Genomic DNA, 12,085 nt, shown 5'->3' on the forward strand with positions numbered 1-12,085 from the left:
CCACACGCCTGGCTCGCCCAGACCCTCGAGCGCATTGCCCAGGGCTGGCCGATCTCCCGGATCGACGATCTCATGCCCTGGAACTTCAAAGCCTGAACGGCCGCGGCTACCCGCTTACGGATGAAAATGCACTGGCAGCCGGAGTTTCGGCGCACTTGGCGTCGGTGAAATCTTATGCCCCCCCTTCGGTCCGAACTGACCCTTGCTACTTCAACACAGCTTGCAGCCGGCGTGGCCGCTTCTATTCGGGCTTACTTGGCTGCTCTCCCGGCTGATTACCTTGTTGAGCGTTTACGTCGGCATGCCGACGCTGAGATTGATGGCGAATTTCCATACATCGTTACCGCCGACCAGCTCATGCGGGTCGCTGCCGATCGAATTTCAGAACTAGAAGCCGAACTTGCTGACGTCACGGTTCACACACGGACTTGTGGCTAGCCGCCACATGATCACTCACGACATCGTGCACGACCTTCGTGCCATGGCCGCAAACTCAGAGCAGTTTACCAAGAACGAGGTGGTTGAAATGCTGCAGGAGGCGGCAGACGCGATCGAAGCGGATCGCAAGGTTCTGGAAAAGGTCCGTGCAGGTATCATGGATGCGCTTGGGCATCTCGAAAAAATACCAGGACAGAGGATCAGACAGAGTTGGAATGGCAACGGCGGGAGTCAAAAATCATGAAATATATAGCCAGACTGAACGCGAACCCAGCTGCTTGGGTTTTGCTCGCAATCGCGATAGCGGTGCCGGGTTCAATCCTCTATTTAGCGCTCACCGGCATAACCTACTGACAGCAGACCCGGGAACCATCCTTTGACCACGTAATGGCTATCGCGAGCGGGACTGGGAAACGCGGGCCAGCACGGTCGAGCTGCGCATCCCCAAGCTTAGGAAGGGCAGCTACTTTCCTGGCTTCCTCGAGCCGCGGCGCATGGCCGAGAAGGCCCTGACGGCGGTGATCCAGGAGGCGTACATCCAAGGCATCTCCACCCGCTCGGTGGATGACCTGGTCAAGGCCATGGGCATGACCGGCATCTCCAAGAGCCAGGTCAGCCGGCTGTGCGAGGAGATCGACGGCAAGGTCAAAGCCTTCCTGGAGCGCCCCATCGAGGGTGACTGGCCATATCTTTGGATCGACGCCACCTACCTCAAGGTACGCCGGGGTGGCCGCATCGTCTCGGTGGCTGCCATCATGGCCGTGGGCGTCAATGCCGATGGCCGGCGCGAGGTGCTGGGCATGGAGATCGGCACCTCGGAAGCCGAGGCGATCTGGACCGAGTTCCTGCGCAAGCTCACCCGGCGCGGACTCCGCGGCGTGAAGCTGGTGATCTCGGATGCCCACGAGGGCATTAAGGCTGCTGTCACCAAGGTCCTTTGCGCCACCTGGCAGAGATGTCGTGTGCACTTCATGCGCAATGTTCTGGCCCATGCCGGCAAGAGCGGCCGCCGGGTCGCCAGCGCCTTCATCGCCACAGCCTTCGCCCAGGAAACCCCGGAGGCCGCCAGCGCCCAGTGGCGGGCGGTTGCCGACCAGATCCGCCCTCGGGTGCCCAAGCTCGCCACCATCATGGATGAAGCCGAGCACGACGTCCTCGCCTACATGAGCTTCCCCAGGGAGCACCGGGCCAAGCTTCACAGCAACAACCCAATCGAGCGCGTCAATGGCGAGGTGAAACGCCGGACCGAGGTCGTGGGCATCTTCCCCAACGAGGACGCCATCATACGGCTCGTCGGCGCCATCCTACTCGAGCAGAACGACGAATGGGCCGTTCAGCGCGCCAGATACATGACACTAGAATCCGTCGCCCCGTTGAGCGACGATCCCCTCGTCAAGCCTGCCGGCAGTCCCCGCACGCTGACCCACCCGGCCAAGCCGGATATGCGTGGAGGCCCTGCCTCAGTTACACCACGCGATGGGGCACGATCCGATTTCCTTTCTTGCGAAAGAAACGGAAACAACGCTGGATGTGGCGATGAACATTACGTGACCTGGGTCCGCCCGGCACGCGGCAGTGCGCCTCGTGTTCGAGATTTGGATGGCGGCGTTTAGAAGGCGGCAAAGACATCATTAGCGGCCAATTTGAAGACGCATTGCTGCCAATTTGCACCTCCAGAGTCCGAAGGGTTCATCGGTCAATCCTTCGCCTTCTGAAGAGCTCCGCGCGGGCGAATCCTTGAGCTGCGCCGACACCTAAGATCCAATAAGGCTGATATGGTCCTCTGGAGGCGGTAGTCCCAGATTTCGGAAACATATTGCACTGTCTGCGAGACGGATCAAACCCATGGAATTGCAGAAGAACATCCGGTCGGCAGCGACGCGATCATGAAACGCCCGGTGTCGGATTGAACCTGAAAAATTCGACACAGTCCGCAGCGTCCCGCAGCCCCTTGAACGATGCGTGGCGTAATTGGCCCTCGCGCGTCCATGCTCGGAACTCCACCTCGGCAACCAGGGCCGGCCGCACAAAGACAAGGTTCTTGCCCTTTACCACAACCGCCGGAATGTCGGTTTTTATGGCGTCGAGCTGCTTCTTCAAGGCCACGGCTTCGTGAGCCTTGAAGCCCGTTCCGACCGAACCGACATAGACCAGGCCATCTCCAGCGCTGGCGGCCAGAAGCAGGCTGGCGATCGCACCGCGCACCTTCGTCGAGGGCTCATAGCCGACAACGAGGAAGCTTTCGCTCTGGATGCATTTGATCTTCAGCCAATCACCGGGACGGCCGGATCTGTAGGGGCGGTCCCGGTGCTTCGCGATCATGCCTTCAAGGCCGTGTTCGCAGGCCGCTTTCAGAAAGGTTTCGCCATCGGCGCCGATCTCTTTGGAGAGGCGGACGGCACCGGTCTGGCCGTCAAGGACGCCTTCCAGCAGATGACGACGCTCGGAAAGAGTCATGCGGCGGAGGTCCATGCCGTCCAGATACAGGAGGTCAAACGCATAGAGGATAGCTTCACTGGCGTGCCGCTTGCCACCTCTGCCTCCCAGTGCCTGCTGGAGCGCGCCGAAATCGGAGCGGCCCTGGTCGTCGAGGACAACCGCTTCGCCGTCGAGGATCAGTGTCGAAACATTGAGGGTTTGCGCAGCCTCCACAATCGCAGGAAAGCGGTGTGTCCAGTCATGGCCACCGCGGGTCAGGATGCGTATGCCTTTGGCCTCGACATGAATGGCCAGCCGATAGCCGTCCCATTTCACTTCGAAAACCCACGCTGGCCCGTTTGGTGGCCTGGCCGCAAGCAGGGCCAGGCAAGGCTCCACCCGTTCCGGCATGGCATCAAAGGGCAAAAGCGGCTGCCGCGGGCCACGGGGCGTTGGCGCACGGCTCCTGAGCGCAGCTTCCGGCTCTTGCCGCAGGTCGATGGATGATATTCTGGGTGGCTTTCCCATTGGGACATTATATGCCGAAGAACGTCGAAGGCTTGCTGGTTTTCACCTACTTCAAGACACCCTTGGGGCCGAACAGTCTGGTTGTGGAGGACTGGATTGCAGTTAGCTGCCGCCCCTGTTCAGACCGTCAGACAAAGTCTGCCGGTCAGCTTTGAGGTCCGAAGGAACCGGGATCTGCAAGCGGACCTCGACGATGACCGCCGTCGCAGACCTTATCTGTCGCATATCATGTGCAGGCGTTGCGTTTTAGTCTCGATCTCTTTGTCACTAAATATTGGCCATGAAGTCAGTCTTCTCAGGCCCTGTCGACATCAACAGCGGATCGTCCTTTCGCACGATGATTTTCATGTGGCATTTTGCTACTTATGCAGTCACGCAGGAGATGAATATGGCTCAGTCCGTGAAACTCGCTGACGACATAATGGCACTTGTCCGCAAGGACGCCGAACTTCAGAGTCGGTCTGTAGCAGGGCAGATCGCCTATTAGCTCAAGATTGGTCGGGCACTCGAACATTCCAGCACTTTCGACTATGGCCGGGTCAAGCTGGTGCTCAAGGGACGGCTCGACACGGCCGAACTCAAAGAGGGGGAAGCCGCGCTGGATGGACGAATTCGCCGTCAAGATGGCTAAACCGACGGCGGATGAACACGAGTTCTTCACTCGGCGCAAAATGTTCGGTCTTGCGTCGCGGATCGAGTGAGGCGTTTGGAAGATGTGGGCATCATCACCGGCTACGGCGCGCGGATCGATCCTTCACGCCTCGGCTTCGGCCTGACGATCCTGATCCGGGGACGGCCTTTTGCCGGGCGGGATGAAGAACATGATCGAGGCGAACCGCGAGACACCTCAGATTGTGGCTTGGACAGGGTCTCCGGTGACGACTGCTTCGTGGCGCGGGCTCATGTGTGCAACGTGGCTGAAATGGAAGCCGTTATCGACCGCATCGTGCCATTCGGCGCGACCATCTCTTCGGTCGTGCAGTCGACGCCCGTTACAGACTCGTGGAACTCTGAGAATCCGCGCCGCATGACCGCCGTGACGCAAGGTGGACATTAAGCCATCGGCAGCGTTGGGCGCGCGCGCCTACGAACCGAGGCCAATGGAGGAAGATACAATGCTGACTGGCATCATCTGGGCCGTCGTCAGAACTTCGCCATCGGCAATCTGATCCAGCTCACCGCCATTGCCGCGGATGAGCTTTTGGTCGTGGATGGCTGCCTTGTCGGAGGTGGTAGCTGGGGTGCGCGCCATTGGAGTTCCCTCGTCATGTGGACTGGGTGCGGCGTCTACGAGGCCGCGGTGGAGCAAGGCGTTCGATGTCGGGGCCGCAGCGGGCATCCCGTGCCGTCGGCGGCGATGGTGATCTTCCCGCAAAACCGCGCCCCGAATTGCCTGGCGGATGCCCTGCCGCATTCGGAATGCCCGGATTGAAGTGTCGCAACGGGACGATGTTCGGGTCGCCCGCCATCGCGCTGTGATATGCAAGCAACTTCAAGAGTTCGGGAGCTAGACCGCCCCCCTCACGTGCAATGTGATGCAGATTTAGAAGAAGCATTCGTGCCTCCTATCGCAAAGCAAAGGACCCGGGACATGGTCCGGGTCCTTCTGCTGTCAGGCGGCGCTCCTGCCTTTTGCCCTATCATTCGCGGAAGCGTCGGCCAGCTTGGTGAGGTCGCTGTCCGTCTTCGACTCTTCCTGCAGGGTGGCATCGAGCAGCTTGGCCGCGTCGGCCATGCCCAATTCACTCGCCCAGCGCCTCAGCGTACCATAGCGGGTGATCTCGTAATGCTCGACTGCCTGGGCGGTTGAGATCAGGCCGGCGTCGAGGGCGGCCGTATCTTTGAATTCGTCCATGATCTCTTCGCCTTCGGCGATGATGCCCTCGATCGCATCGCAGGTCTTGCCCTGAGCGCGCTTGCCCAGCATCTCGAAGACCTGTTGCAAGCGCTCGACCTGTCCTTCGGTTTCCTGCTGATGCTTGTCGAATGCAGCCTTCAGGTCGGCCGACTGGGCAGCACGCTTCATTTTGGGCAACGCCTTCAGGATCTTGCGTTCGGCGTAATAGATGTCCTTGAGGGTGTCGTGGAACAGGTCGTCTAACGTCTTTTCCTTGGTCACTTTCAGTGTCCTTCTTTAAACTGGGGTGGACGGTGGGTCACGAAGCGTGACAGAGCCAATTCAACGAGCGACAGGCGACCCAGTTCCATGCCGCATTTCCAGCTCGCGTCAGACAGAGCGTCGATTATCTGCCAAGCGCGAGAACTTACGCGCACGCGCTAAGCTGCCGCTTTTTTCTAATTCCGGTCTGGTCGACTGAACCAATTGGCCAAAGTCCCGTTCCCTCCGCTCGAAGCCTCACGAACGGAGTGACTAGATGAACAAGATGATAACCCTATGCGCTTTGGTTGCGCTCAGCGAGGCTGCCCATGCGCAGACTGCGCCGGCCCTCTCATGCGAGTGGGCTTTCATTCAGAAGCTCGTAAGCCTCCTGGGGGACTGTGACCTGGCGCGGAAAGCCAAGGCCAACAAAGATCGTTGTGGGACGTTCAAATGTACCCTTCATGTGGATCTCCGAAACAATGGATGGACTGTCATGCCGCCAAAAGTGTGTGGGTCGAGCGCCCAGGCGACTCCACGAGGATGCCAAGGGCTCTCGCCCACCCTTTGAAGCTCTTTTGGGCAGTCTCCACGGAAAGCCGCCCTTGGTGCGCAGCGTAAAAGCCCCATCGAACAGTTTCAAATACCACACCGCGATAATCCGTCGGCCACTTGCTCATAAAGGCCAAGGCACCAGAGATGTCGTCGATCGTTAGGGTGATTGCTCCGTCCCTGACATAGACGGGACTGTCGAAGTTCTTGTTCATCACTTCCTCCAGTTTCTCATGGCCTGGTTGCGGCAAGCGTGGACGGATCGGGTTACGGCCGGTAGTTTGCCCTGGCAGCGAGCCCATCCGCCTTGATGCGGAGAGCGAAACAGTTTCCGGCACTAGAATATTGTTCCGGCGCGCGAAGGCGATAAAAGTCGTCCTCGCAGTCTCCCCGTCGATCACGCCTTCGGCGGCCGCTTTGCAAGCATTCAGAGCGACCATATGGGTCCCGTTGCGACTGGCCGCAGGCCAATCCTGAAGCAGCTTGCAAGCGTCTGTGACGCTCCCGATCATTGTCGGTACGCCCATCCCGTCAAAAACGGCGACGGGGCTTTCAAAGAGAACGTGCTCCGTGGTGTGATCCGTTTGTAACGGGCGGTGCGATGGTAGCAGCCGGGCCCCAGAGTATCTCACGTCGATCGATCGACGTGAGGAGGCTGTCCACCGTTGGGCCTCACGCAGAGCCGGGAGTGAGAGAGGCCGCGCAGCGAGCAAGATTGTCTCCATGTCTGTCGCGGTGGCATTAATCGGGCCGTTCAGGCGCGGGCATGGCAAGGTCTTGTGTATCTTAACCAGCGTCTCGAGCCATGCCATTAGTGCAAGCGGTGGACGCCTCCGTCCGTCAAACAAGGTTCTTACATCCGACGGTTCGCAACCGAGTTCTTCGGCAAGATCCTCTTCGGACCACCTCAACACTTTCAGCCAATCCTTCAGCCTTGCAATCACCATCCCGCGCCTACTGACATTAGAGCCCGCCGGCAGCTGTGAACAACACGAGCGGCGAACTCGGTTGCGACAATGTGTTTTCCGCCTTGCAAAACACGCGATCACGCCGAAATTGCGTCTCGTCTATCGACCGAAGGCAGCCATTGGGTCGGCTGCCTCGGGCTCCGTTCATTCTCTCCTGAGCCGGGGAGGGCCGCTGCGTCTACGTCTCGGTTTCGGACCTCGCTGCGGACACATGCTGCGCGGCGAGGAACATGAGCGTGGATGCTGCGGTCCGCCGGTTCCAGCCGGCGGACACGGCCATGTCGAGTAGACCCTCGATTGCGGGCCTCAAGGCGTCGCGGCACTCGGTTTCATGGGCCAGAAAATCGCTCGGCGGGCGCGTCGGAGACGCTACCGACCCGATGCCAGATATCATGTTCATTCAACCTCGCTTGTCTTGATGGAGCACCCGCGCCCCACTACGGGACGCGGAACACCTTACTTTTCCTCAGAAGTCCATGCCGGCGCCAGCGGGCATGGCTGGGGCGGCTTCCTTCTTCGGCTTCTCGGCTACCATCGCCTCGGTAGTGACGAGCAGTCCCGCGACGGAGGCGGCGTCCTGCAGCGCGGTGCGGACGACCTTGGCCGGGTCGATGACACCTTGGTTGTAAAGGTCGCCGAACTCGTTGGTCTGGGCATTCCAGCCCCAGGCGAAATCGGTCTTCTCGCGCAGCTTGCCGACGATGATAGAACCTTCCGCGCCCGCATTCTCGGCGATCTGGCGGGCCGGCGTCTCGATCGCCCGCCGCACAATCTCGACGCCGGTCCTCTGGTCGGGGTTGTCGACCTGCACGTTGTCCAGTGCCTTCGCAGCGCGCAGCAGCGCCACGCCGCCACCCGGCAAGATGCCTTCCTCAACGGCTGCACGCGTTGCATGCAGCGCGTCGTCGACCCGGTCCTTGCGCTCCTTCACCTCAACCTCGGTCGAGCCGCCAACGCGGATTACCGCGACACCGCCGGCGAGCTTGGCCAACCGCTCCTGCAGCTTCTCGCGGTCATAGTCGGAAGTGGTTTCCTCGATCTGCGCCTTGATCTGCTTCACACGGCCCTCGATCTCGGCCTTGGAGCCGGCACCGTCGACAATGGTGGTGTTCTCCTTCTCGATGACGACCTTCTTGGCGCGGCCGAGCATGTGGAGCGTCACGTTCTCGAGCTTGATGCCGAGATCTTCCGAGATCGCCGTGCCGCCGGTGAGGATGGCGATGTCCTCCAGCATTGCCTTGCGACGGTCGCCAAAGCCCGGAGCCTTGACGGCCGCGACCTTCAAGCCACCACGCAGCTTGTTGACGACGAGGGTGGCCAAGGCCTCGCCCTCGACGTCCTCGGCGATGATAAGCAGCGGCTTGCCAGACTGCACCACTGCTTCGAGTAACGGCAGCATTGCGTGCAGGTTGCCGAGCTTCTTCTCGTGGATCAGAACATAGGGCTCGTCGAGTTCGACCCGCATCTTGTCCTGGTTGGTGATGAAATACGGCGACAGGTAGCCGCGATCGAACTGCATGCCCTCGACGACTTCGAGTTCGGTCTCCGCGGTCTTGGCTTCCTCGACGGTGATGACACCCTCGTTGCCGACCTTCTCCATCGCTTCTGCCAGGAAGCGGCCGATCTCGCCGTCGCCATTAGCCGAGATCGTGCCCACCTGGGCGATTTCGTTGTTCTGCGTCACCTTGCGGGCATTGGCCTTGAGTTCGGCCACCACCGCGTCGACCGCCTTGTCGATGCCGCGCTTCAGGTCCATCGGGTTCATGCCGGATGCGACAGCCTTGGCGCCTTCCTTGACGATTGCCTGGGCCAGAACGGTCGCGGTCGTGGTGCCGTCTCCGGCAAGATCATTGGTTTTCGAAGCGACTTCGCGCACCATCTGAGCGCCCATGTTCTCGAACTTGTCTTCGAGTTCGATTTCCTTGGCGACGGTGACACCGTCCTTTGTGATGCGTGGGGCGCCGAACGACTTGTCGATGACGACGTTGCGTCCCTTCGGACCGAGCGTCACCTTTACGGCGTTGGCGAGAATGTCGACGCCGCGCAGCATCTTTTCGCGGGCCTCGGTATGGAACTTGACTTCCTTGGCAGCCATTGGATCACTCCTTCAAATTTAGGCAGCTTTCGTTGACTGGTTTGCTTCTTCTGAACCCGATCACGCGGCCTTCTTGAACGCGACGCTCTGGTCGATCACGCCCATCACGTCGCTTTCCTTCATAATGAGCAGGTCCTCGCCGTCGAGCTTGATCTCGGTGCCGGACCACTTGCCGAACAGGATGCGGTCGCCGACCTTCACATCGAGCTCGACCAGCTTCCCGCTGCCGTCCCGAGCGCCGGGGCCGACTGCGATGACCTCGCCTTCCTGTGGCTTTTCCTTTGCAGTATCGGGGATGATGATGCCGCCGGTCGTCTTCTCGTCGGCTTCGATGCGGCGGACTAGGATACGGTCGTGCAATGGACGGAACGCCATTTTCGTTCTCCTTCAAGGACAAACAGATTTTGAAGTTCCTCCACACCGGACCGGCAATATCGGGCCGGTGTGGGGCGCGGCGACCCTTCATCAGGCATCGCGCGCATTTCGAGCTAGTTTTCCGATTTTAGCATTTCAAGAGGCGCCGCGAATTTTTTTGGTACTCGCCTTTATCGAGCGCTAGCATTATGAAAACATGCAGCTATTTTCCGTTCTGGCTGTCCGGCGGGGCTTGAAATTTTCGCGAAGTCGAACAAAATCGGAGAAGCGCCGGGCAGCATGCACCGCTTCTCGAATTGAGATCGAAACGGAGCTTTGGAACGGCAGAGCGGAAAGGAGGAATCGATGAGCCGAACCGATTTTTCGAAGATCATCCCTTCACTCGCACCTGAAACAAACGACGTTGCGCTCGACCGGCTGCTGTCGCCGGGACGCCATTTCGACCACCCGGACGATGTGTTGCGCGACAGCGCGCTCGACCTGAAAGAAAAACGCGCAATCCTCTCATCCTGGGCTTCGGAAGCCTGCGCGGTGGAATCCATGCCGGCGCTGCGACAACCGCCCAGCGCTCGCCGGCCGGTGTCTTTCGACGCAATCATGGAAGCGCTGCAGCGGCTCGACGCACCACGTTCAGCGGTTCAAGACCGAAACGAGGCAAAGCGCCGACCCGAACGGCAACGATTGGATGCATGAGGCAAGAAAAGGATGAAGAATGGCAGCAGTCGTGAGCCGGGAGTTCCGGATGCAGATGGAGGGGTATGGGCTGACAACCGCCGAGATTCACTACCACATGCCTGACCATCCGGGCCTGCTGCAGCTTTATGTCTGGCAGGAGTATGACCTTGCACCGGACTTTCCCGAACTGCGCGGTTTCCTCGAATACTGGAAGGAAACGCTGGAGGGCGCGCTGCACTCGGTGCGCGTTGCCCACCATCGCTTGATCCGGCCGTCCGAGTGGAAGGCAGTGGACGGCATCATCGCGATCCACTGAGCCCCGCAGCCACCAGGCTCGCCTCGCCGGATTCAGGCCGGTGCCAAGCCGGCGCGCTCGACTGCCGCCGGCCCGGCAACAGCCCCGCCCGATCGGCGGCCTTGACGAAGCTCCGCCGTGCCGCCTTCGCGCTGCACCATCCGTCGAGCGCATCGCGACAGGCTGACTGCGCGCTGCGCCAGTTCCTGCCACGCGCCCATTGCGGCCATTCGTTCTGAAGGCATTCGATCGCCTCAAAGCTGGTCGCGACCTTGCGGGCGCCCATGCCGGGCAAATGCAGGATGATGGGTTCCGAAAACGCGACGTCGTTCATCACTTCCTCCAACATTCTGATCGTCTTTTCGAAGAAGCAACCGGAAGGGGCGAAACTCCCCTTCCCGAAAACGACATGGTCAGTTTGCGGCTCGAGTTCAAGACGTCCGCCGCCCAGACGACGCGCTACGCTTCGTCCTCGTCCGGTTCCAGCATCTCGACCAACCTGCCGACACGTGTCCCCGGCAGCGGGCGCCCTGCACCCATCAGAGCCTCGTCATGAAGCCAGCCCCAAGCTTCCCCTGAGTTCCTCGATCGATGCTCCGGTCCCCATCAGCTCGGCGACGAATTCGTCGTCGACCGGCCCAAGGATGGATATGATCTCGTCACGTGTAATCGCCATCGTCCAGCCTCCAGTATTAGCGACCCATTCTGACTAAGTGACGTGTAGAAACTCCGGATGGCTGATCGATGTTCCGACGGCATTTTTGGACTCGTCGTGGATGGGTCTTGACGCTCCGAAACGCGATTCCTAACTCAGTGGAGCCGGTCGCTGAACAGGACCGGCATGGTCAGGGAGCGCCAGCTTCTTGGCGCTCCTCGTACCCATGTTGCTCAATGGAGGATATGGCTATGAGAACGGCATTCGACTTCTCCCCCCTCTACCGGTCGAGCATCGGCTTCGATCGTGTTTTCGACCTGCTCGAAAATGCGAACAGGGTGGCAACGATTGACAACTGGCCGCCTTACGACATCGCAAGGACAGGCGAGGACGACTACCGCATCACCATGGCGGTGGCTGGCTTCAGCCAGGACGAGTTGTCGATCACGCAGGAGCAGAACATGCTCGTCGTGTCAGGCCAGAAGTCTGGCGAAGACACTGGCGAATACCTGCATCGCGGCATCGCCGGCCGGCCGTTCGAGCGCCGCTTCCAGTTGGCCGACCACGTGAAGGTCACCGGAGCCGGCCTGGAGAACGGCCTGTTGACGGTCGATCTCAAACTCGAGCTTCCCGAAGAGATGAAGCCGCGCCGGATCGAGATCAGCAGCGCTGCAGCCATGCCGAATGTCGTGCAGCACAAGATCGAGGCCGAAAAGCAGGCTGCCTGAAGCACGATGAAGCCCACCTTTCGAGCCGGACGTTCCCGTCCGGCTCCTGGCTGAGCTTTGCTGAAAGCACACATCAAGACACGAAAGGAGAAACACGATGAGCGTACGTGATCTGATCCCCTGGGGCCGCAACAACGGCAACCTGTCAATGACCATGGAATCGGGACCCCGTATTTTCGCGTAAAAGGGACCCCCTGCTTGGGTTGATGAAGGGCACGGCGGTGAGCGCCCGATCAGGCGAAGCTGGTCGGGGTTGCACA

At 60.2% G+C, this 12,085-nt stretch carries 16 protein-coding genes and 1 pseudogene; 8 read left to right on the forward strand and 9 right to left on the reverse strand.

Annotated features, from left to right (window positions below):
• The 3 genes and pseudogenes from EET67_RS24355 to EET67_RS24365 all read left to right on the forward strand — a co-directional run.
• The coding region (locus EET67_RS24355; protein WP_133308888.1) for a transposase domain-containing protein at positions 1-96 on the forward strand (96 nt) is incomplete at its 5' end.
• Positions 97-445: 349 nt separating this feature from the next.
• Positions 446-682: a hypothetical protein gene (locus EET67_RS24360; protein ID WP_128628775.1), complete on the forward strand. Its 237-nt coding sequence runs from the start codon at positions 446-448 to the stop codon at positions 680-682.
• Between the two features lie 139 nt (positions 683-821).
• Positions 822-1,860, forward strand: a pseudogene (locus tag EET67_RS24365) (IS256 family transposase); the annotation flags it as partial.
• 462 nt (positions 1,861-2,322) lie between these two features.
• On the opposite strand, the gene ligD reads toward EET67_RS24365, so the two are convergent.
• Positions 2,323-3,384, reverse strand: coding sequence for a non-homologous end-joining DNA ligase (gene ligD / locus EET67_RS24370; protein WP_128628776.1), 1,062 nt, complete (start codon positions 3,382-3,384; stop codon positions 2,323-2,325).
• A gap of 388 nt (positions 3,385-3,772) precedes the next feature.
• Between ligD and EET67_RS26240 the strand changes: the two genes are divergently transcribed.
• Both EET67_RS26240 and EET67_RS24380 read left to right on the forward strand, forming a co-directional pair.
• Positions 3,773-3,871 carry a TA system antitoxin ParD family protein gene (locus EET67_RS26240; RefSeq protein ID WP_245451218.1) on the forward strand — a complete coding sequence of 33 codons (99 nt, stop codon included), beginning with the start codon at positions 3,773-3,775 and terminating at the stop codon, positions 3,869-3,871.
• 219 nt (positions 3,872-4,090) lie between these two features.
• Positions 4,091-4,441 (forward strand): Lrp/AsnC family transcriptional regulator, encoded by a 351-nt coding sequence (locus EET67_RS24380; protein WP_210211166.1) that lies wholly within the window; start codon positions 4,091-4,093, stop codon positions 4,439-4,441.
• Positions 4,442-4,468: 27 nt separating this feature from the next.
• Here the strand turns inward: EET67_RS24380 and EET67_RS25790 are convergent, their stop codons facing one another.
• From EET67_RS25790 to EET67_RS24405, 6 genes are all read right to left on the reverse strand, one after another.
• Positions 4,469-4,636, reverse strand: coding sequence for a hypothetical protein (locus EET67_RS25790; protein WP_165900034.1), 168 nt, complete (start codon positions 4,634-4,636; stop codon positions 4,469-4,471).
• A 360-nt stretch (positions 4,637-4,996) separates the two neighbouring features.
• The gene (locus EET67_RS24385; RefSeq protein WP_128628777.1) at positions 4,997-5,503 is read right to left on the reverse strand and encodes a YciE/YciF ferroxidase family protein; all 507 of its coding nucleotides are present in this window, start codon (positions 5,501-5,503) and stop codon (positions 4,997-4,999) included.
• 473 nt (positions 5,504-5,976) lie between these two features.
• Positions 5,977-6,981: a DUF982 domain-containing protein gene (locus EET67_RS26245; RefSeq protein ID WP_128628778.1), complete on the reverse strand. Its 1,005-nt coding sequence runs from the start codon at positions 6,979-6,981 to the stop codon at positions 5,977-5,979.
• 199 nt (positions 6,982-7,180) lie between these two features.
• The gene (locus tag EET67_RS24395) at positions 7,181-7,402 is read right to left on the reverse strand and encodes a hypothetical protein (protein ID WP_128628779.1); all 222 of its coding nucleotides are present in this window, start codon (positions 7,400-7,402) and stop codon (positions 7,181-7,183) included.
• A gap of 66 nt (positions 7,403-7,468) precedes the next feature.
• Positions 7,469-9,097: a chaperonin GroEL gene (gene groL / locus EET67_RS24400; protein WP_128628780.1), complete on the reverse strand. Its 1,629-nt coding sequence runs from the start codon at positions 9,095-9,097 to the stop codon at positions 7,469-7,471.
• Positions 9,098-9,157: 60 nt separating this feature from the next.
• Positions 9,158-9,472, reverse strand: coding sequence for a co-chaperone GroES (locus EET67_RS24405; protein ID WP_128628781.1), 315 nt, complete (start codon positions 9,470-9,472; stop codon positions 9,158-9,160).
• 345 nt (positions 9,473-9,817) lie between these two features.
• Here EET67_RS24405 and EET67_RS24410 point away from each other — a divergent pair, with 345 nt between their 5' ends.
• A complete protein-coding gene (locus tag EET67_RS24410; RefSeq protein WP_245451222.1) occupies positions 9,818-10,165 on the forward strand; it encodes a hypothetical protein in 348 nt (115 codons plus the stop codon).
• 19 nt (positions 10,166-10,184) lie between these two features.
• Positions 10,185-10,463 (forward strand): usg protein, encoded by a 279-nt coding sequence (locus tag EET67_RS24415; protein ID WP_128628782.1) that lies wholly within the window; start codon positions 10,185-10,187, stop codon positions 10,461-10,463.
• Here EET67_RS24415 and EET67_RS24420 read toward each other — a convergent pair.
• Complete coding sequence (locus EET67_RS24420; protein WP_128628783.1) at positions 10,447-10,776, reverse strand: DUF982 domain-containing protein; 330 nt, start codon at positions 10,774-10,776, stop codon at positions 10,447-10,449. The genes EET67_RS24415 and EET67_RS24420 overlap by 17 nt on opposite strands.
• 216 nt (positions 10,777-10,992) lie before the next feature.
• Positions 10,993-11,118, reverse strand: coding sequence for a hypothetical protein (locus EET67_RS26550; RefSeq protein ID WP_342634689.1), 126 nt, complete (start codon positions 11,116-11,118; stop codon positions 10,993-10,995).
• A 230-nt stretch (positions 11,119-11,348) separates the two neighbouring features.
• On the opposite strand from EET67_RS26550, the gene EET67_RS24430 reads away from it, so the two are divergent.
• Positions 11,349-11,825, forward strand: a complete 477-nt coding sequence (locus tag EET67_RS24430) for an Hsp20 family protein (RefSeq protein WP_128628784.1) — start codon at positions 11,349-11,351, stop codon at positions 11,823-11,825.
• The last annotated feature ends 260 nt before the right edge of the window (positions 11,826-12,085 follow it).

Origin of the sequence: Borborobacter arsenicus (assembly GCF_003934165.1) — a bacterium.
GTDB classification, from domain to species: domain Bacteria; phylum Pseudomonadota; class Alphaproteobacteria; order Rhizobiales; family Rhizobiaceae; genus Pseudaminobacter; species Pseudaminobacter arsenicus.

Bases quoted from the DNA above. Each gene is read 5' to 3' on its own strand.
- EET67_RS24360 (WP_128628775.1), top strand. From the start codon at position 446: ATGATCACTCACGACATCGTGCACGACCTTCGTGCCATGGCCGCAAAC.
- ligD (WP_128628776.1), bottom strand. From the start codon at position 3,384: ATGGGAAAGCCACCCAGAATATCATCCATCGACCTGCGGCAAGAGCCG.
- EET67_RS26240 (WP_245451218.1), top strand. From the start codon at position 3,773: ATGGCTCAGTCCGTGAAACTCGCTGACGACATAATGGCACTTGTCCGC.
- EET67_RS25790 (WP_165900034.1), bottom strand. From the start codon at position 4,636: ATGGCGCGCACCCCAGCTACCACCTCCGACAAGGCAGCCATCCACGAC.
- EET67_RS26245 (WP_128628778.1), bottom strand. From the start codon at position 6,981: ATGGTGATTGCAAGGCTGAAGGATTGGCTGAAAGTGTTGAGGTGGTCC.
- EET67_RS24395 (WP_128628779.1), bottom strand. From the start codon at position 7,402: ATGAACATGATATCTGGCATCGGGTCGGTAGCGTCTCCGACGCGCCCG.
- groL (WP_128628780.1), bottom strand. From the start codon at position 9,097: ATGGCTGCCAAGGAAGTCAAGTTCCATACCGAGGCCCGCGAAAAGATG.
- EET67_RS24405 (WP_128628781.1), bottom strand. From the start codon at position 9,472: ATGGCGTTCCGTCCATTGCACGACCGTATCCTAGTCCGCCGCATCGAA.
- EET67_RS24410 (WP_245451222.1), top strand. From the start codon at position 9,818: ATGAGCCGAACCGATTTTTCGAAGATCATCCCTTCACTCGCACCTGAA.
- EET67_RS24415 (WP_128628782.1), top strand. From the start codon at position 10,185: ATGGCAGCAGTCGTGAGCCGGGAGTTCCGGATGCAGATGGAGGGGTAT.
- EET67_RS24420 (WP_128628783.1), bottom strand. From the start codon at position 10,776: ATGAACGACGTCGCGTTTTCGGAACCCATCATCCTGCATTTGCCCGGC.
- EET67_RS26550 (WP_342634689.1), bottom strand. From the start codon at position 11,118: ATGGCGATTACACGTGACGAGATCATATCCATCCTTGGGCCGGTCGAC.
- EET67_RS24430 (WP_128628784.1), top strand. From the start codon at position 11,349: ATGAGAACGGCATTCGACTTCTCCCCCCTCTACCGGTCGAGCATCGGC.